The 19698-nt window shown below is 65.1% G+C and carries 15 protein-coding genes; 5 read left to right on the top strand and 10 right to left on the bottom strand.

All coding sequences use genetic code 11. The features are described 5' to 3' along the window. Positions 1 to 78: 78 nt before the first annotated feature. From acnB to BLT16_RS09325, 3 genes are all read left to right on the top strand, one after another. Entirely contained in the window at positions 79 to 2682 is a 2604-nt protein-coding gene (acnB, locus tag BLT16_RS09335) for a bifunctional aconitate hydratase 2/2-methylisocitrate dehydratase (RefSeq protein ID WP_089658263.1), read from the top strand. Between the two features lie 192 nt (positions 2683 to 2874). Next, entirely contained in the window at positions 2875 to 3363 is a 489-nt protein-coding gene (gene rraA / locus BLT16_RS09330; RefSeq protein WP_176817201.1) for a ribonuclease E activity regulator RraA, read from the top strand. A 97-nt stretch (positions 3364 to 3460) separates the two neighbouring features. Next, positions 3461 to 5338, top strand: a complete 1878-nt coding sequence (locus tag BLT16_RS09325) for a glycerophosphodiester phosphodiesterase family protein (protein WP_089658261.1) — start codon at positions 3461 to 3463, stop codon at positions 5336 to 5338. Positions 5339 to 5393: 55 nt separating this feature from the next. Here BLT16_RS09325 and ggt read toward each other — a convergent pair whose 3' ends face one another. Further along, a complete protein-coding gene (gene ggt, locus BLT16_RS09320; RefSeq protein ID WP_089658260.1) occupies positions 5394 to 7217 on the bottom strand; it encodes a gamma-glutamyltransferase in 1824 nt (607 codons plus the stop codon). A 354-nt stretch (positions 7218 to 7571) separates the two neighbouring features. Continuing rightward, positions 7572 to 9944 (bottom strand): phosphoenolpyruvate synthase, encoded by a 2373-nt coding sequence (ppsA, locus tag BLT16_RS09315; protein ID WP_089658259.1) that lies wholly within the window; start codon positions 9942 to 9944, stop codon positions 7572 to 7574. A gap of 200 nt (positions 9945 to 10144) precedes the next feature. Between ppsA and ppsR the strand changes: the two genes are divergently transcribed. After that, entirely contained in the window at positions 10145 to 10978 is an 834-nt protein-coding gene (gene ppsR, locus BLT16_RS09310; protein WP_089658258.1) for a posphoenolpyruvate synthetase regulatory kinase/phosphorylase PpsR, read from the top strand. A 16-nt stretch (positions 10979 to 10994) separates the two neighbouring features. Here the strand turns inward: ppsR and BLT16_RS09305 are convergent, their stop codons facing one another. From BLT16_RS09305 to BLT16_RS09295, 3 genes are all read right to left on the bottom strand, one after another. Continuing rightward, positions 10995 to 12200 carry a CaiB/BaiF CoA transferase family protein gene (locus BLT16_RS09305; RefSeq protein WP_089658257.1) on the bottom strand — a complete coding sequence of 402 codons (1206 nt, stop codon included), beginning with the start codon at positions 12198 to 12200 and terminating at the stop codon, positions 10995 to 10997. 282 nt (positions 12201 to 12482) lie between these two features. After that, positions 12483 to 13664, bottom strand: a complete 1182-nt coding sequence (locus BLT16_RS09300) for an acyl-CoA dehydrogenase (protein WP_089658256.1) — start codon at positions 13662 to 13664, stop codon at positions 12483 to 12485. Between the two features lie 71 nt (positions 13665 to 13735). Next, on the bottom strand, positions 13736 to 14878 hold the full coding sequence (locus tag BLT16_RS09295) for an enoyl-CoA hydratase/isomerase family protein (RefSeq protein ID WP_089658255.1): 1143 nt from the start codon (positions 14876 to 14878) through the stop codon (positions 13736 to 13738). An 82-nt stretch (positions 14879 to 14960) separates the two neighbouring features. Between BLT16_RS09295 and BLT16_RS09290 the strand changes: the two genes are divergently transcribed. After that, a complete protein-coding gene (locus BLT16_RS09290; protein ID WP_089658254.1) occupies positions 14961 to 15368 on the top strand; it encodes a MerR family transcriptional regulator in 408 nt (135 codons plus the stop codon). A gap of 81 nt (positions 15369 to 15449) precedes the next feature. Here the strand turns inward: BLT16_RS09290 and BLT16_RS09285 are convergent, their stop codons facing one another. The 5 genes from BLT16_RS09285 to BLT16_RS09265 form a co-directional block, all read right to left on the bottom strand. After that, on the bottom strand, positions 15450 to 16028 hold the full coding sequence (locus tag BLT16_RS09285) for a hypoxanthine-guanine phosphoribosyltransferase (RefSeq protein WP_089658253.1): 579 nt from the start codon (positions 16026 to 16028) through the stop codon (positions 15450 to 15452). Continuing rightward, positions 16021 to 17271 carry a mechanosensitive ion channel family protein gene (locus BLT16_RS09280; RefSeq protein ID WP_089658252.1) on the bottom strand — a complete coding sequence of 417 codons (1251 nt, stop codon included), beginning with the start codon at positions 17269 to 17271 and terminating at the stop codon, positions 16021 to 16023. Before BLT16_RS09280 ends, BLT16_RS09285 begins: the two co-directional genes overlap by 8 nt. A gap of 1 nt (position 17272) precedes the next feature. Further along, positions 17273 to 18295 carry a beta-N-acetylhexosaminidase gene (nagZ, locus tag BLT16_RS09275; protein WP_089658251.1) on the bottom strand — a complete coding sequence of 341 codons (1023 nt, stop codon included), beginning with the start codon at positions 18293 to 18295 and terminating at the stop codon, positions 17273 to 17275. Between the two features lie 73 nt (positions 18296 to 18368). After that, positions 18369 to 18890 carry a L,D-transpeptidase gene (locus BLT16_RS09270; protein ID WP_089658250.1) on the bottom strand — a complete coding sequence of 174 codons (522 nt, stop codon included), beginning with the start codon at positions 18888 to 18890 and terminating at the stop codon, positions 18369 to 18371. Beyond that, on the bottom strand, positions 18890 to 19558 hold the full coding sequence (locus BLT16_RS09265; protein ID WP_089658249.1) for a TetR/AcrR family transcriptional regulator: 669 nt from the start codon (positions 19556 to 19558) through the stop codon (positions 18890 to 18892). The genes BLT16_RS09270 and BLT16_RS09265 overlap by 1 nt, the downstream gene beginning before the upstream one ends. Positions 19559 to 19698: the final 140 nt, after the last annotated feature.

Here is a 19698-nt window from a genome sequence, read left to right as displayed (position 1 = left end):
GACTGGCGCCGTCAGCGGATCAGCTGCATACGGCGACCAGGCAACGTCCTGGCTTAGACACTTGATGAGGGCCCTATCGTGCTTGAAGCTTATCGCCAACATGTCGAGGAACGTGCCGCCGAGGGCATTCCGCCGAAACCGCTTAACGCCGAACAGGTCGCAGCGCTGATTGAACTGCTCAAGGCGCCGCCGGCGGGCGAGGAAGAGTTCCTGCTCGAGTTGATCACCGACCGCGTACCGCCGGGTGTCGACGAGGCTGCCTACGTCAAGGCCGCTTTCCTCAGCGCCATCACCAAGGGCGAAGCCAGCTCTCCCCTGATCGACAAGATTCATGCCGTCAAGCTGCTGGGTACCATGCAGGGCGGCTACAACATCGCCACGCTGGTCGAGCTGCTCGACAACGACGAGCTGGCCCGCGAAGCCGGCGAGCAGCTCAAGCACACCCTGCTGATGTTCGACGCCTTCCATGACGTGGCCGAACGCGCCAAGAACGGCAACGCCGTGGCCAAGGACGTGCTGCAGTCGTGGGCCGACGCAGAGTGGTTCCTGGCCAAGCCCAAGCTCGATGAGAAGGTCACCCTGACGGTCTTCAAGGTGCCCGGTGAAACCAACACCGACGACCTGTCGCCGGCGCAAGACGCCTGGTCGCGCCCCGACATTCCGCTGCATGCCAACGCCATGCTCAAGAACCCGCGTGACGGCATCGAGCCTGAGCAGCCCGGCACCAAGGGCCCGCTGGCACAGATCGAGGCGGTCAAGGCCAAGGGCTACCCGGTCGCCTACGTCGGTGACGTCGTGGGTACCGGCTCTTCGCGCAAGTCGGCTACCAACTCGGTGCTGTGGTTCTTCGGCAACGACATGCCCTACGTGCCCAACAAGCGCACCGCCGGCTACTGCTTTGGCGGCAAGATCGCGCCGATCTTCTTCAACACCATGGAAGACGCCGGCGCCCTGCCGATCGAGTTCGACGTCACCAAGCTCGAGATGGGCGACGTCATCGACGTCTACCCCTACGAGGGCAAGGTCTGCAAGCACGGCAGCGACGAGGTGCTCTCTACCTTCGAACTCAAGACCCGGGTGATTCTCGACGAAGTGCGCGCTGGCGGCCGTATTCCGCTGATCATCGGCCGAGGCTTGACCGATAAGGCGCGCAACGAGTTGGGCTTGGAAGCCTCCGAGGTGTTCAAGACCCCGGAACAGCCGGTCGACACCGGCAAGGGCTTTACCCTGGCCCAGAAGATGGTCGGCAAGGCCTGCGGCATGGAGGGCGTGCGCCCGGGCATGTACTGCGAGCCGAAGATGACCACCGTGGGCTCCCAGGACACCACCGGGCCGATGACCCGCGACGAGCTCAAGGACCTGGCCTGCCTGGGCTTCCAGGCCGATCTGGTGATGCAGTCGTTCTGTCACACCAGCGCCTACCCCAAGCCGGTCGACGTCGAGACCCAGCACACCCTGCCCGATTTCATCATGAACCGCGGCGGTGTTTCGCTGCGCCCCGGCGACGGCATCATCCACAGCTGGCTGAACCGCATGCTGCTGCCCGACACCGTGGGTACCGGCGGTGATTCCCATACCCGTTTCCCGATGGGCATCTCGTTCCCGGCGGGCTCCGGCCTGGTGGCCTTCGCCGCCGCCACCGGCGTGATGCCGCTGGATATGCCGGAATCGATCCTTGTGCGCTTCAAGGGCAAGCGTCAGCCCGGTGTCACCCTGCGTGACCTGGTCCATGCCATCCCCTACTACGGGATCAAGCATGGCCTGCTGACCGTCGAGAAGTCCGGCAAGAAGAACGCCTTCTCGGGCCGCGTACTGGAGATCGAAGGCCTCGAGGACCTCACCGTGGAGCAGGCCTTCGAGCTCTCCGACGCCTCCGCCGAGCGCTCCGCCGCCGGCTGCACCATCACCCTGGGTGAGGACAGCGTCGCCGAGTACCTGAAGTCCAACATCACCCTGCTCAAGTGGATGATCAGCAACGGTTACGGCGACGAGCGCACCATCAGTCGCCGCATCCAGGCCATGGAAGCGTGGCTGGCTGACCCGAGCCTGATGCGCGCCGATGCAGACGCCGAGTACGCCGAAGTGATCGAGATCGACCTTGACGAGATCAAGGAGCCGATCCTCTGCGCGCCCAACGATCCGGACGACGCCCGCCTGCTCTCCGACGTGGCCGGCGAGAAGATCGATGAGGTCTTCATTGGCTCGTGCATGACCAACATCGGCCACTTCCGCGCCGCGGGCAAGCTGCTCGAGCAGCAGCCGGCCGGTAGCCTCAAGACCAAGCTGTGGCTGGCACCGCCCACCAAGATGGACCAGCACCAGCTCACCGAAGAGGGCTACTACGGCATCTACGGCCGTGCCGGTGCACGCATGGAAATGCCGGGCTGCTCGCTGTGCATGGGTAACCAGGCGCGCGTGGCCGCCAAGTCCACTGTGGTCTCGACGTCGACGCGTAACTTCCCCAACCGTCTGGGTGATGGTGCCAACGTCTATCTAGCTTCCGCCGAGCTGGCGGCCGTGGCCGCGGTTGAAGGACGCCTGCCAAGCGTGGAAGAATACCAAGGCTACATGGGACAGTTCGACGCGATGGCATCTGAGATCTATCGTTACATGAACTTCCATGAAATCGAGCAGTACCAAAAGGCTGCCTCGAATGTGATTCCGGTCGCCCAGGAAGCCTGATCGACCGCATCACACCTATCGTCGCCGATGCTCGCAACATCGATGGCCATGCTGCCCGGCAGCAAACGCCATAGCCGATGACCGAAACGCCCCGCCACGTGCGGGGCGTTTTTTATTGGCGCGACAAGCTCGCCGCGCTTATGACTTATGCTCAAGACACCCTCCACCGTTCATCCTGAAAGGAGCCGTATGATGAGTCATATCGTCACGCCGGATATCTGCGACGCTCACCCCGAAGTACAGGTGCTCGACCCTATCTTCGCTAACGTCGGCGGCCGCGAGACGTTCTGCGGTCCGGTGCGCACCATCAAGTGCTTCGAGGACAACGCCCTGCTGATGCAGGCCCTCGCGGAACCCGGCAATGGTTGCGTGCTGGTCGTCGACGGCGGCGGCTCGCTGCGCTGCGCGCTGCTGGGCGACCGTCTTGCCGAGCAGGCCCTGGAGAACGGCTGGGGCGGTGTGGTCCTCTACGGCTGCGTGCGCGACGTCGACGTGCTGGCTGAAATGGAATTTGGCGTGCAAGCGCTGGGGGTGCACCCGCGGCGCGGCCAATGCAACGGCGATGGCCAGCGCGATGTCGGCGTGCAGTTTGCCGGCGCCAACATGGTGCCGGGTCAGTGGCTCTACGCCGACAACAACGGCATCGTCATCGCCGCGACGCGGCTACCGCTGGAGGCGTGACACACACAAGGTCGGGCGAGCTGCCAGGCAGCGGGAATTGCCAAGCGCGCGCCATGGTGACAGGCTAGATACAGGATGCTCAACCAAATGGACTGCCATGCTGTCACTGTCACAGCTAAACGGTGACGTGCTTCGCTCGCTGCGTGAGCATTTTCGCCCCCTGCTTGCTTACCATCTGTTCTTCACCGTCCTCGCCTCGGCGGTGCTGCTGCCTTCGGTAGCCTGGACCCTGACCTCGCTGCTCGGCCAGTTTGGCCGGCCGGTGATCAGCAATGCCGAGCTGCTCGACATCCTGATCTCGCCCGGTGGGGTGCTGTGGCTACTGGCCGCTATCGGCCTGACCTTCCTGGTGCTCTACCTGCAGCAGGCCGGCATGATCCTGGTCGCGGTTCGCCCCCGCGACAATCACTATCGGCTGGCCTGGGAGGCCTTCTGGGGCAGCCTGGGCCGGCTACCGGCCCTGGCCGGGCTGGTGGTCGTACAGGTCGGCGCTCACCTGCTGCTGATCCTGCCGCCAGTACTCGCGATAAGCTGGCTCTACGGCATCTTCCTTGGCGGCCTCGACCCCTACTATGTGCAGCGGGTCCGCCCGCCGGCCATGTGGCAGTTCCTGGCCGTTAGTCTGCCACTGGCACTGGTCTGGGCGAGCATCGCTGCGACGCTGTATTTCCGCTGGATCCTGGCCCTGCCACTGGTGGTGCTCGAAGCACTTGGCCCGATGCGCGCCCTGAAGCGCAGCCATCGTTTGACCCGCAGCCGCCGCCGGCCGATTGCCGCCGCGGTGATCCTGCTGCTGATCGCCATCGTGGCACTGCCTTTCTTGATCACGGCGCTGTTCGATCGCATCTTCACCCCGATGCTATGGTGGCTGCCGGAACGCAACGCAGTGTTGATACCGGCCATGCTCGCCTATCTCAGCGGCTATGTGCTGCTGACACTGGCAGTGACCTTCGTGGGGATTGCCGCCAACAGCCTGTTGTCGGCGTGCCTCTATCTGCGCCTGGTGCACCGCGAGCCACGCCCGCCCCGACCCGGCGCCGACTCGCACCCTGGGCACTGGGCCTGGGCCGTTGAGCTGGGGGTGATCGCCTTCGCGATCAGCCAGGCATGGCTGATCGTCAACAGCTTCGAACTACGCGACGAGGTGATGATCACCGCCCACCGCGGCAGCTCAATGGCGGCCCCGGAGAACACCATGGCCGCCATTGAGCAAGCGATACTGGATGGTGCCGACTTTACCGAAATCGACGTCCGTCTCACCGCTGACGATCAGGTGATTCTCTACCACGATCGCACCCTGCAGCGCCTGACCGGCGATCCACGTAATGTACGCGACCTGACCCTCGAGGAGCTGCAGCAGTTTGATGTGGGTAGCTGGTTCGGCGATGCCTTCGTCGGCGAACACATGCCGACGTTGGACGAAGCGCTGGCACGCACCCGCACCCAGAGCCCGCTGATGATCGATTTGAAACCCGACCCGGGCCGTGAGCTGGATCTGGTCGACGCGGTACTCGAGAGCCTGGCGCAGGAAAACCAGGCGCGCCAGAACTGCCGCGAGCAGGAATCACAGCCACCTGAGGGCTGCGGCAGCGACGACGTCCACGACGACGTGCTGGTAGCGACCATGTCGCCGTCGCTGGTGCGCGAGATCAAGGCCCGCGAGCCGCAGCTACGCACCACCCTGCTGGCACAGTTCGTGCTGCCAGGCACCCTCGACCGAAGCAGCTTCGACGCCCTGGGACTTCGTCACAACCGGGTCAGTGACGCCGAGATCCGCGCGGCCCGTTACTACGGCTATGAGCTACACACCTGGACGGTCAATAACCGTGCACGCATGTCGCAGCTGATCGACATGGGCGTCGACAATATCATCACCGACCGCCCCGACTTGCTCGCCGAACTGCTTCACGACCGCCGCGAGCTCAGCGATGGTGCGCTGCTGCTGGTCAAGCTGAGGAACTGGTTGAGAAACTGAGTTAGCGCCGAGCGCCGAGCTGAATGGCCGGGCGCTGGGCGCTTTCAGTTCGCTGCTACTCCCCCATCACCACGCCTTCACGGCGTGGATCGGCACCACCGTAGAAGCCGTCGTCGACCACCTGCAGCGCCTGCAGGCCGCTGACCAGCTCGCGCTCGCTGGCGTCGTGACCGCGCTGATTGAGCGCTTCCAGTACTGCCGGCGGAAACGCATTTTCCTCGAGGAAGACCGGCCCACCCAGGGTGATGGCGTGAGGCAGGTTAAGCGCCTGCTGCGCGTCCAGCCCCCAGTCGAGCATCGCCACTAGCGCCTTGGCGGTATAGTGGATGATCGCCGCACCACCCGGCGAGCCGAGGCTAGCCACCAGCGCATCGCTGTCGCGGTCGAACACCAGCGTCGGGCTCATGCTCGAGCGCGGCCGCTTGCGCGCTTCGACGCGATTGGCAATGGGGTTGCCGTCGGCGTCTTCCGGGGTGAAGGAGAAGTCGGTGAGCTCGTTGTTGAGCAAGTAGCCCCCGGGCAAGCCGGTGCCGCCGTCGGCCATGATGCGTGAACCGAAGGCGGACTCGATGGTGGTGGTCATGGCCAAGGCATTGCCCTGCTCGTCGATGATGCTGATATGGCTGGTGCCGTACTCGGGCTGATCCGGCTGCACCGCCCAGGCCGTGCTCAGCTCGCCGGGATTGCCCGGCTCGGCACCGTCGCTACCAAGGCTCTCCTCGCCCAGCAGCGCCGCACGTCCGGCAAGATAGTGAGGGTCGAGCATACTGTTCCAGTCGTTACCAGGCGCCTGGACGAAGTCGGGATCGGCGATGTACTTGCCGCGGTCGGCGAAGGCCAGTCGCGAGGCTTCGAGGAACTGGTGCAGCCAGTCGACGCTGGGGCGGTCGTCCTCGAGCGGCGCCTCGAGCTCGGGCAGGTGCTCGAGGACCCCCAGGATCTGCATGATGGTCAGGTGCCCCGAGGACGGTGGCGGGAAGCCGCAGACGCGATAGGCCTGCCAGTCGTTGCACAGCGGCGTGCGGGTCTTGGCCGAGTAGCTGGCCAGGTCCTCGAGGCTCAGGCTGCCGGGCCGTTCGGCGTGGTCCTGGACGCGGAACACTAGGTCTTCGGCGATGCTGCCGGTATGCAACGCCTTGCTGCCGCGCTCGGCGATTTCGCGCAGGATCGCCCCCAGCGCCGGATTCTTGAGTTCGTGGCCCTCGGCCAGCGGCTCCCCGTCAGGGTAGTAGAACGCACCTCCCAACGGGTCATCGCGCAGCCGCTCTTCGCCGGCCAGGCTGGCGTGCAGGCGCGGGCTGACCGCAAAGCCCTGCTCGGCCAGGGCAATCGCTGGCTCGAACAGCGCCGCCCAGGGCAGCTCACCGTGGCGCTCGTGGGCCAGTTCGAGCATGCGCACGGTGCCAGGGGCACCCACCGAGAGTCCGCTGGCCGCTGCGTCCATGAACGCCAGGGGGTCGCCGTCGTCATCGAGGAATAGCGCGCCATCGACGTCGCCTGGGGCCGTTTCGCGGCCGTCATAGGCCTGCACCGCCTCGCCGTCGAAGTGCACCAGGAAGGCCCCGCCGCCGATCCCGCTGGACTGCGGCTCGACCAGGGTCAGTACCATCTGCACGGCAATCGCCGCGTCGACCGCGCTGCCGCCGGCCTTGAGTACCTGGTAGCCGGCGTCAGTGGCGAGCGGGTTGGCGGCGGCCACAGCGAAGCGCTGAGTGGCCCAGCCGGGCTTCTCTTCGCTTCCCGAGCTGACCTCGGGGGCGATCGCCGGAACATCGTAGTCGAAGGCCACCTCGGCGTTGGCTGCGACCGATACGCCAAGCGTCAGGGCTACGGCCCATGGCAGCAGGCAGCGGCGGAAGGGAATATATGAAACAGGCATCGGACAGGCTCCTTGTCGCAGGCGTGGGGGGAAACTGACAGCATAGACGAAAAGCGCCCGCTCGACGGCAGTCGTCGAGCGGGCGTTAGTAGGGACATCGCCTAAAGCGGCACCGCTCGGGACTGATCCGGCGGTAGGCCTACGAGGGGGCGCTGTGAACCCATCCCTGGGCGCTACCTTGCGCCCTGCTTCGCTCTCGCATCCTGCTTCGCTTGCAGGACCAGGGCCGGCCATCCATGGCCAGCCCGTTCGGAGCAGTGCTCCTCACCCATAGCGCAAACCCCCTCTTCGACCTACCTCCGGCGTCCCTCGCTAATAGCAACCAAGGTGGCTTACCCCGGGGGGTGCAGGCTGTTAGCTCAGCGTTTCGCCGGCGAGCATGAACCAGGTCTCGAGCACCGCGTCCGGGTTGAGCGACACCGAGTCGATGCCCTGCTCCATCAGCCACTTGGCAAGCTCGGGATAATCCGAGGGGCCCTGGCCGCAGATCCCGACGTACTTGCCCTGGGCCTTGCAGGCCTGGATCGCCATCGCCAGCAGCTTCTTGACCGCAGGATTACGCTCGTCGAACAGGTGCGCGACGATACCCGAGTCGCGATCCAGGCCCAGGGTCAGCTGGGTGAGGTCGTTGGAGCCGATCGAGAAGCCATCGAAGTGGGCGAGGAACTCATCGGCCAGCAGCGCGTTGGCCGGCAGCTCGCACATCATGATCACCTGAAGGTCCCTGTCACCCCGCTTCAGTCCGTTGGCGGCGAGCAGGTCGACGACCGCCTTGCCTTCGTCCGGGGTACGCACGAACGGCACCATGATCTCGACGTTGTCGAGCCCCATCTCGTCGCGTACCCGCTTGAGCGCCTGACACTCGAGCTCGAAGCATGGCCGGAAGGCGTCGGAGATATACCGCGAGGCGCCGCGGAAGCCGAGCATGGGGTTCTCTTCACCCGGCTCGTAGAGCTTGCCACCGATCAGGTTCTCGTACTCATTGGACTTGAAGTCCGACAGCCGCACGATGACACGCTGCGGATAGAAGGCGGCGGCCAGGGTCGAAATGCCCTCGACCAGCTTGTCGACGTAGAAACTCACCGGGTCGCTATAGCCGGCGGTGCGCAGGTCGATGCTCTGCTGAAGATCGAGCGGCAAGGTGTCGTAGTCGATGAGCGCCTTGGGGTGCACGCCGATCATGCGGTTGATGATGAACTCCAGCCGCGCCAGCCCGACACCGGCATTGGGCAGGCCGGCGAAGCTGAAGGCGCGATCCGGGTTACCGACGTTCATCATGATCTTGAACGGGATCTCGGGCATGGCGTCGACGCTGGAGATCTTGCGATCGAAAGACAGCAGCCCTTCGTAGACGTTGCCGGTATCGCCTTCGGCGCAGGACACGGTGACCTCGCGGCCGTCGCTGAGCACCGCGGTGGCATCGCCACAGCCGACTACCGCCGGGATGCCCAGTTCGCGAGCGATGATCGCCGCATGGCAGGTACGACCACCACGATTGGTGACGATCGCCGAGGCGCGCTTCATGATCGGCTCCCAATCGGGATCGGTCATGTCGGTGACCAGCACGTCGCCATCCTTGACCTTGTCCATCTCATCCGGCGTCAGGATCACCTTGACGTCGCCCTGGCCGATGCGCTGGCCGATGGCGCGGCCGCTGACCAGGGTGCGGCCCTTCTCCTTGAGCTGGAAGCGCTCGAGCTTGCCGCCCTCCTGCTGCGAGACCACCGTCTCGGGCCGCGCCTGAACGATATACAGCTTGCCATCGTCGCCGTCGAGTGCCCACTCGATATCCATCGGGCGCTGGTAGTGCTGCTCGATGATCACGGCCTGACGCGCCAGGTCCATGACCTGGGCATCATGGATGCAGAAGCGGCCGCGCTCGCTGAGCGGGACCTCGACGGTTTCTACCGACTTGCCAGCGCTGGTGTCGTCGGTGTAGACCATCTTGATCAGCTTGGAGCCCAGGTTGCGGCGCAGCACCGCCGGCCGCCCAGCGGCCAGGGTGGGCTTGTGCACGTAGAATTCATCAGGATTGACCGCGCCCTGCACCACCGTCTCGCCGAGCCCCCAGGAGGCGGTGACGAAAACCGCATCGCGGAAGCCGGATTCGGTGTCGAGGGTGAACATCACCCCGCTGGCGCCGGTCTCGGAGCGCACCATCTTCTGCACCCCGGCGGACAGCGCCACGTTCTCGTGGGCGTAGCCGCGGTGCACGCGGTAGGAGATGGCGCGGTCGTTGAACAGCGAAGCGAACACCTCGTGAACCGCGCGCTTGATGTTGTCGAAGCCTTCGATATTGAGGAAGGTCTCTTGCTGGCCGGCGAAAGAGGCATCCGGCAGATCCTCGGCAGTGGCCGAGCTGCGTACCGCAGCCTTGAGGCTGGGGTGTTTGGCTTCCATCTGCTGATAGGCCTCGCGCAGTGCGGCCTCGAAGGCCGGCGGCAGCGGCGTGTCGATCACCCACTGGCGGATCTCGGCACCGACCCGGGCCAGCTCGGCAACGTCGTCGACATCGAGCCGCGCCAGGGCCTGATTGATGCGTTCATTGAGCCCTTCGTGGGCGAGAAATTCGCGGTAGGCGTGGGCGGTCGTGGCGAAGCCGCCGGGCACGCTGACGCCGGCACCGGTCAGATTGGAGATCATCTCACCGAGCGAGGCGTTCTTGCCTCCGACGCGCTCGACGTCATTCATGCCCAGCTGGTCAAACCACAGAATGTACTCTTCCACGAGACCCCCTTGTTCAGGTGCGGGATACCGCTTGTGGCGGTATGGACGCAAGGCGCGGCAATGCCGCTAGCAAAGTGTGGCTCACCCTACCAAGCCAGGGTCGTATTCGCCATTGGTCTAACAGCGAAGTCACTGGAGGATTTTTACAACATGGGGGGTTTTGTGTAGTAATCGCCCCACCGCGACCAGACGAGATCACCATGACCCGCACCGCCTTCTTCATATCCGACGGCACCGGCATCACTGCCGAAAGCCTCGGCCGCAGCCTGCTGGCCCAGTTCGAGAGCGTCGAGATCCGTATGCTCACCAAGCCCTATATCGATAGCGTCGACAAGGCCGAGGGGCTGGTCGAGGTGATCAACGCCACCGCAGTGCGCGACGGTGCCCAGCCGATCATCATCGACACCATCGTCGATGCCGACGTCCGTAGCGTGATCAGCCAGGCGACCGGCTTCAAGGTCGATATCTTCTCGACCTTTCTCGAGCCGCTGGAGAAGGAGCTCGCCACGCGCTCTACCTACAGCGTGGGCAGCACCCACTCGATCGGCCGCGACGACGCCTACATGAACCGTATCGATTCGGTGCACTTTGCCCTCGACAACGATGACGGCGCGCGCACCCATCAGTACGACAAGGCCGATATCATCCTGGTCGGCGTGTCGCGTTGCGGCAAGACGCCGACCTCGCTCTACCTGGCGCTGCAGTTCGGCATTCGCGCCGCCAACTACCCACTCACCGACGACGACCTCGACGAGGATGGTAGCCTCAAGCTGCCGCCGGCGCTGGCGCCCTTCCGCCACAAGCTGTTCGGCCTGACCATCGACGCCCGCCGGCTGGCGGCCATCCGCAGTGAGCGTCGACCCAACAGCCGCTACTGCTCGATGGATCAGTGCATGCAGGAGGTTCAGCAGGCGGAGGGCTTGTTCCGCCAGATGCATGTGCCGTTTATCGATACCACGCGCTTCTCGATCGAGGAGATCTCGACGCGGATGATTGCCGAGACCGGCCTCAGCCGGCGCTTCTCGCCGCGCTAGCGGCTAACGCTGGGCGCTACCCAATGATCCCCTGCTCCCGCAGCGTATGTATCTGCTCGGCGTTGAGGCCCATCTCGCCGAGCACACGGTCGCTGTCCTGGCCGATCCCCGGCGGCGCTCGACGGCTGGTCTGGCTGTCGCCGTCGAAGCGCAGCGGATTGCCGACCTGCGGCACGGCGCTGCCGTCGCGCTGTAGGGTGGTGACCATGCCGCGGTGCAGCACCTGGGCATCGTGCAGCGCCTCGGAGATGGTGTTGATGGGCCCGGCGGGAATGCCATGGGCTTCGAAGTCGGCCAGCCAGGCATCCCGCGTGCGGGTCACCAGGCAGGCTGCGATCAATGGCACCAGCGTTTCGCGGTGGGCGACCCGCGCGCCGTTGGTGGCGTAGGCCGGGTCGCTGGCCCACTCGGGGTGGCCAAGCAGCGTAGCGAAGCGCGCAAACTGGCTGTCGTTGCCCACCGTCACCACCAGATGTCCGTCGGCGCAGGCAAAGGCCTGGTAGGGCACGATATTGGGGTGAGCATTGCCGTGACGCTGTGGATCCTGCCCGGAGACCAGGGTGTTGAGCGCCTGGTTGGCGAGGGTCGCCACCTGCACGTCGAGCAGCGCCACGTCGACATGCCGGCCGCGACCGGTGCGCGAGCGCTCGTCGAGCGCCGCCAGCACGCCGACGCAGGCATATAGGCCGGTCATGACGTCGGTGATGGCCACGCCGGTCTTCATCGGCATGCTATCGGCGTCACCGGTCACGCTCATCAAGCCGCCCATGGCCTGGATCATGAAGTCGTAGCCGGCGCGCTGGGCATAGGGGCCGTCCTGGCCGAAACCGGTGATCGAGCAACCGATCAGCCCGGGGTTGAGCTCGCTCAGGCTGGCGTAGTCGAGGCCGTATTTCTTAAGGCCGCCGACCTTGAAGTTCTCCAGCAGGATATCGGCGCGGGAGGCCAGCTCGCGCACCAGCGCCTGGCCTTCGGCGCGGGTGATATCCACCGCCAGCGACTGCTTGCCGCGATTGGCGCACAGGAAATAGGCGGCTTCCAGCGGGTCACCGGCGGCGTCTTCCAGCCACGGCGGCCCCCAGCTGCGGGTGTCGTCACCGCTGCCGGGGCGTTCGATCTTGATCACCTGGGCGCCCAGATCGGCCAGCAGCTGGCCGGCCCAGGGGCCGGCCAGCACGCGTGACATATCGAGCACCAGACGTCCCTCAAGCGGTCCGCTCATCTTGTCTCCTTGATCACTCGGACAGGGCTATCGAGATAGGCAACACCGCTTGCTCGGATCCGACGACAGGCCTACAAGGAGGCGCTGTAAACCCGTCCCTGGGCGCTACCTTGCGCCCTGACTGCGCTCTCGCATCCTGCTTCGCTTGCAGGACCTGTGCTGGCCATCCATGGCCAGCCCGTTCGGAGCAGTGCTCCTCACCCATGGCGCAAACCTCCTTTTCGACCTGTCCCCGGCGTCCTTCGCTTGGCTGCCATCCCCCCCTCAGGCTAATCCGCTCGATCAGCCGCTGAAGGCCTGAATGCCGGTTTGGGCCCGGCCCAGGATCAGCGCGTGAATATCGTGGGTACCCTCGTAGGTGTTAACCGCTTCGAGGTTCATAACGTGGCGAATCACGTGGTACTCGTCGGCGATGCCGTTGCCGCCGTGCATGTCTCGCGCCACCCGCGCGATATCCAGCGCCTTGCCGCAGTTGTTGCGCTTGATCAGCGAGATCGCCTCGGGCACCAGCTGGCCGTCGTCGATCATCCGCCCGACGCGCAGCGCCGCCTGAAGCCCCAGGGCAATCTCGGTCTGCATGTCGGCGAGTTTCTTCTGGATCAGCTGATTGGCGGCCAGCGGGCGGCCGAACTGCTTGCGATCCAGGGTGTACTGGCGCGCCGCGTGCCAGCACGCCTCGGCGGCGCCCATGGTGCCCCAGGCAATCCCGAAGCGAGCCCGATTGAGGCACGAGAACGGCCCCTTGAGCCCCTTCACGCCGGGCAGGATCTGGTCGTCGGAGACCTCCACGTCCTGCATGGCGATCTGGCCGGTGATCGAGGCGCGCAGGCTGAACTTGCCCTCGATCTTGGGCGCCGAGAGCCCGGCCATGCCCTTCTCGAGAATGAAACCGCGCAGGTCGCCCTCGTCGTCCTTGGCCCACACCACGAACACGTCGGCAATCGGCGAGTTGGTGATCCAGCTCTTGGTGCCGTTGAGCTTGTAGCCACCCTCGATCCTGGTGGCCCGGGTGCTCATGCCGTTGGGGTCGGAGCCGTGATCGGGCTCGGTGAGACCGAAGCAGCCCACCCATTCGCCGCTGGCCAGCTTGGGCAGGTATTTGTCACGCTGGGCGTCGCTGCCGAAGGCGTGGATGGGGTACATCACCAGGCTCGACTGGACGCTCATGGCACTGCGGTAGCCGGAGTCGACGCGCTCGACTTCGCGGGCAATCAGGCCGTAGCTGACGTAGTTGAGGCCGGCGCCGCCGTAGCCCTCCATGGTCGCGCCGAGCAGCCCCAGCTCGCCCATCTCATTCATGATCTCGCGATCGAAGTGTTCGTGGCGATTGGCTTCCAGGACCCGCGGCAGCAGCTTGTCCTGGCAGTAGTCATGGGCGGTCTGATGGACCATGCGTTCGTCTTCGCTGAGCTGGTCGACGAGACGGAACGGGTCGTCCCAGGTAATCGGGGTAATCTGGCTCATGGTGGCTCCGGAGTCGCGACGTTAAAAATTTCTACATTTTTATAGAATGTAGAATAAAAACGTTAGAAAGGCTAGCCCTTCTCGCGCCCGAGCGCCGCCAGCGGGTGATCGTCACCCTGCCAGACGCTTTGCAACATGGCCTCGATCTGCGCCGGGGGAACTGCCGCAACCTTCGCGTGGCTCCACTGCGGGCGCTTGTCCTTGTCGATCAACAGGGCCCGCACGCCCTCGGCCAGGTCACCTTCCAGACAGCAGCGCAGCGAAAGACTCAGCTCATCGCGCAGTGCTTGAGCGAGACTGGTATGACGATGGCGCTGGAGCATGCCCCAGGCCAGCTGGGCGGTGAGTGGACAACCTTCGGCCAGCCGGCGACGATTGGCGTCCAGCCAGTCATTCTGCTCGGGGTCGGCGAGGATGGCCGCGCAGGCCTGGCCGGCGTCGGCGGCGCTGGTAAGACGCTGGATATGGTCACGCCACGGCCATAGTTGAGCAGGCGGCGCCAGGTTGCGGTCGGCGACCTCGGCCAGCGCTGCATGGATGGCGCGCTCATTCAGGAGCGCGTCGCTGCCTGGCCCATAGTCGGCGCGGCACAGCGCCCCGATCAGCGCTTCACGCCGCTGGGCAGGCACCAACTGATCGGCCAGGCCCAGGTCGAGCGCGTCGCGGGCGTTGAGCTGGGCGCCGGTCAGCGCCAGGTAAGCCCCGATACCCGGCGGCATGCGGTTGAGAAACCAACTGGCACCGACGTCCGGGTAGAGCCCGATGCTGATTTCGGGCATCGCCAGACGCGTGCGCTCGGTGACCAACCGATGCCGAGCACCGGCCAGCAGTCCCATGCCGCCGCCCATGACGATGCCGTCGCCCCATGCCAGCAACGGCTTGGGATAGGTGTGCAAGCGGTAGTCGAGGGCATACTCGGCGCTGAAGTAGCGCACCACGTAGTCCCTGGCGGTCTGGGCATCACCCTGCAAGGCACGATACAGCGCGACGATATCGCCGCCGGCGCAGAATGCCCTGTCGCCGGCCCCTTCCAGCCACACCGCCACCACACTGTCATCGTGCTGCCAGGCGGTCAGCTGCTGGTCGAGGGCCTCGATCATGCTAAGCGTCAGGGCATTGAGGGAGGCTTCGGCATCGAGGGTCGCCACGCCGATACGTCGACCGTCGCGGGTTGGCCAGTCACTAAAACGCACGGGGGATGAAGGAGTGGTCATCGGGCCTCCAGGCAGGGTCGCGAATGTCCCCCAGCATGATCGGCGATTTACGTTAACGTCAACTCTGGGTATCCTATCTCGCATGATATCCGATGGCGCCCGCACCTACTCGATCAGTGAGCTCTCGCGCATGTTCGAGGTCACCCCACGTACCATCCGCTTCTACGAGCAGGAAGGACTGCTCGAGCCTCAGCGACGCGGCCAGACGCGTGTCTACCACGACAAGGATCGGGTGCGCCTCAAGCTGACCCTGCGCGGCAAGCGCCTGGGCTTTTCGTTGGCCGAGATCCGCGAGGTGATCGAACTCTACGACGCCCTGCCCGACGGTAACGCCCGCCAGCTGCGGCGGCTGCTCGAACTGCTCGCCGAGAAGCGCACCAACCTGCAGCGTCAGGAGGAGGACATCCGGCTGATGCGCAGGGAGCTGGATGACGTCGAGGGCCGCTGCCGCGAGGCGCTGGAGGCGCTGCCTGAAAACACCGAGGGCTGACCCAACGGGTCAGCCCTCGTCCGCTCAAGCGCGCGTGCGGCTTTCGCCCTTGTTCACGGTCGCTTGCTCAGCCCCCTTCATTCAAAGCCCTTTGGGCGCGAAGATTCCCGGCGCGTTACGCCAATAGCCCTTGTAGTCCATGCCGAAGCCGAATACATAGCGGTCGACCACTTCCAAGCTGCAGTAATCGGCGGTCAGCCCCGGCACCGCCTTGCGGTCGTGGCGCTTGTCGACCAGTACCGCGGTCGAGATGCTCGCCGCACCGGCCTCTTCGCAGTAGCGCAGTATTGCCGCCAGGGTCGCGCCCTCATCGAGGATATCGTCGACGATCACCACGTGACGTCCGGCCATGGGGATCTCCGGCGAGACGCGCCAAAACAGTTCGCCGCCGCGCAGGCCTCCGCGGTAGCGAGTAGCGTGCAGATAATCCACCTCGAGGGGGAAGCCGAGCCGGGTCAGCAAGTGGCCGGTAGTGATCAGGCCACCGTTCATCACGCAGTAGAACACCGGCAGCTTGTCGCCCAGGTCGGCGCTGATCTCGTCGGCCATGCGGTCGAGGGCGCGCTCGACGTCGGACTGGGTGATCAGGCAGTCGGCGTTGTCCATCACCTCGCGCATGGTGGTGAGAGACTCATGAGTGTGCGGATCGAGGTTATGCATCGTTATCCTGGGTCGCATTGCTGGAAGAGGAAGCGGCTTCGTCGCCGCGTAATTTGCCCTGTCCCTTGGGCTGGTCGCCGCCCGGCTCTGGCGGCCGCTCGGCCGCAGCGTTGTCGCTGCTGGAGGTGTCATGCTCGCTGGCCTCCAGAGCAATCGCCTGGTTGAGGGTCAGCTCGCGCACCGGTAGCGCCAGGGCGGCGTCGTGTTCATCAAGAATGTCGGCGATCCGCAGCAGCACATCCTGCTGAATGTCCTGGTGCTCAGCCCAATCGGTGGTCGCGGTGTAGACGTGCAGCATCACGTCGAGAGTGTGCTCCCCCACCCCGGTAAAGTTGACCAGCATCGGCTGGTCATGATCGATGTATTCATGGGACTCGAGCATCTCACGAATCGCCGCTACCACGGCACGCACCTGGGTCATGTCCTGATAGCGCAGGCCCAGCGTCTGGAAGATACGCCGATGGTGCATGCGCGAGGGATTCTCGACGGTGATGGTGCTGAACGCCGAGTTGGGCACGAACAGCAGCCGCGAATCGAAGGTCCGGATACGCGTCAGCCGCCAGCCGATGTCCTCGACCACGCCTTCGATCTCGCGATCAGGCGAGCGAATCCAGTCACCCACCTTGAACGGGTCGTCGAGGTGCACCGCCAGGCCGCTGAAGAAATTGGCCAGCACGTCGCGGGCGGCGAAACCGACCATGATCCCGCCCACGCCACCGAAGGCGAGAATACCCGAGAGCTGTACCCCCAAACGCTCCAGGGCCAGCAGGCTGACCACCACCAGTACGCTGGCACCCACCACCTTGCTGATCGCCGAGGCGCTGCTGGCATCGATGGGCTTGGCGGGATGCCCCGGCGGGGGGAACAACAGCCGCTGCTCGACTTGCTTGACCATGCGTAGTCCGACCCAGGCCAGCATCAGCAGCGTGAACAGGCTGCGTATCTTGATTGCCTCGCCGTCAGACCAGTCCAGCTCGAAGCGAGCCACCAGGAAGGCTGCCACCGACAGTAGCGCGAAGCCCCAGATCCACACCCGCAGCGGTCGCCGAAAGGCCATCACTACTGCGTCATCCCAGCGGCTGCGGGTGCGCTGCAGCAGCGGCCCCAGACGCCAGGTGATCAGCCAGGCCGTGAGGTCCGCCAGCAGTGCAACCGCCAGGATAAGCAGCGGCGCCAGTAACCAGTGGGGCAACCCCAGATGGTCCTTGGCGAAGGCTTCAAGGGGCGCCAGCAGCTCGAGCATGTCAGGACTCGTTGTTGCCGCTCAGGGCCTCGAGGCGGGCATGTACCCGCCGCCAGCGTGACAGCGCCGGCAGCGCGTCGAGGCTGGGGCGGGCGCGCCGATAGCGTAACTTGGCCTGGCGCTTGCTAGCGCGTCCGGCGCTGGCATCGAGGGCCTCCAGCGCCGCGGCGCGGTCGTTGCATACCAGCACCATGTCACAGCCGGCGTCGAGCGCCGCCAGCGCGGCCTGACCGGGACTGCCGGCCACGCGGGCAGCGGCCATCGACAGATCGTCGGAGAAGATCGCCCCCTTGAAGCCCAGCTCTTCGCGCAACAGGCCCAGCCAGCTGCGCGAGAACCCCGCCGGCTTGTCGTCAAAGGCACTATAGATGACATGGGAGGGCATGATTCCATCGAGGCGTGAAGCCAGCTCGGCGAAGGGGCGCATGTCGTGTTCACGCAGCGCCGCAAGCGGACGAGGATCCACCGGCAGCTCGTGGTGCGAGTCTGCCACCACGCCGCCGTGACCGGGAAAGTGCTTGCCGACGGCGACCATCCCGGCATCGTGCAGGCCGCTGATGAAGGCGCCGCCGAGCAGGCTGACGGTCTGGGGGTCGGCAGAGAAGCTGCGGTCGCCGATCACCGCCGAGTCGCCGTCGTCGATGTCGAGCACCGGGGCGAAGGAGAGGTCGAGACCACAGGCCGCCATCTCCATGCCCAACAGCCAACCGGCATCCTGGCACTGCTGCAGCACCGCCTGCGGATCGTCATCGTAGCCCGCCGCCAGTTGGGCCATCGACGGCAGTCGGGTGACGCCATCACGCAGCCGCTGCACGCGGCCACCCTCCTGGTCGATGGCCAGCAGCAGGTCCGGACGTACTCGACGGATCGCCGCACACAGCGCCTGCACCTGGGCGGCATCCTCGACGTTACGGGAAAACAGGATCACGCCACCCACCTCGGGACGCTTGAGCATGTCACCTTCTTCTCGGCTAAGCCGGGGCCCCTCGAGGTCCAGCATCACCGGGCCGATAGGTTGCGTCATGATCATCTTCCTTGGCTGAGAAGGGGCCGATTCTAGACCAACCACCAGGCCGACAACAGGGCATGGTGAATGGTCAGTCGTGAAGCCACACCGGCGTACCGGGAGGGGCGAAGTCGAATACCTCGAGCAGTGCCACGTCGCGCAGCCGCACGCAGCCGTGCGAGGCCGGCGTGCCCATCGGCTGGTCCGGGGGGGTGCCGTGCAGGTAAATATAGCGTCGTTGGGAATCGACGTTTCCGCCACGGTTGACGCCTGGCTCGAGGCCACATAGCCACAGAATGCGGGTCAGGATCCAGTCGCGCTGCGGGTACTCGGCGGCCAGGGTAGCATCGAATACCTCGCCGGTCGGGCGACGACCGCGAAAAACAGCGCCCAGTGGCTGGCCTGCGCCGATCGCCGCACGCACGTAGTGCCAGCCAAGCGGGGTCTGGCCGCTGCCGTCGCGCTGCCCGATGCCTGCACTGCCGCTCGAGATCGCGTAGTCGGCGCCCCGCTGCTGACCATCCCAGCACCATAGGCGCTGGGTCGAGAGGTCGATTTCCAACCAGTGACCGGCGGTTGGCGGCAACTGTTCGAGACGCGGTGTCATGGCCATCACACCGCCGCCGGCAAGCTGTCGGAGGCCGGATCAGGCAGCGGTGCATTCATGGCCGCCACCACCACCGGGCGCAGGCGGCGAATCAGGTCGCGCACGCTGACGTGCTCGCCATAGTCCTTCTCGGCGATGTCGCGCAGCGCATCCAACCCCGACAGGGTAAAGATCACCGTGCCGAGCACGAAGTGCAGCCGCCAGAAGCGCTCCGCTTCGGGCAACTCAGGCGTGGCCTGGCGTACCAGGTCGGTAAACCGACTGAATACGCTACCGTAGTGATCCTGTATATAGCGACGCAGATGGCCCTGGGCCTGACTGTAAGCCAACCCTAACAGGCGCATGAACACCTTGAGGCTGTTGCGCTCGGCGGGCACATCCAGCACGGTCTTGGCCATGGTTTCCAGCAGCACCTCGAGGGGGATGACGCGCCCGGCATACTCCGCCTCAAGCGCATCCAGCGCCGCATGGAAGCGCTCGGTGAAGGGATCGAGATAGCGGGCGAACACCGCCTGGATCAGCGCCTTCTTGGAGCCAAAGTGATAGTTGACCGCCGCCAGGTTGACCTTGGCCTTGCTGGTAATGTTGCGTAGCGAGGTCTCCGCGAAGCCTCGCTCGGCAAACAGCACCTCTGCGGTGTCGAGAATGCGCGTCACGGTATCCGGTTGCGCCATACCTACCCCCCTGCCGAGCTGGTAAACAGCTGTTTTAAACGTAATTACATTCTACGCAAGATGACAGTTCGTCACAAACTTGGCGTTTTAAACGCTGCAACACTTTTACTGGATACTCAGCCATACTGTATACTTAACCA

The organism is Franzmannia pantelleriensis (assembly GCF_900102875.1).
GTDB classification, from domain to species: Bacteria; Pseudomonadota; Gammaproteobacteria; order Pseudomonadales; family Halomonadaceae; genus Franzmannia; species Franzmannia pantelleriensis.
Note: the sequence above shows the minus strand (reverse complement) of the source record. Positions and strands in the feature narration are given on the sequence as shown.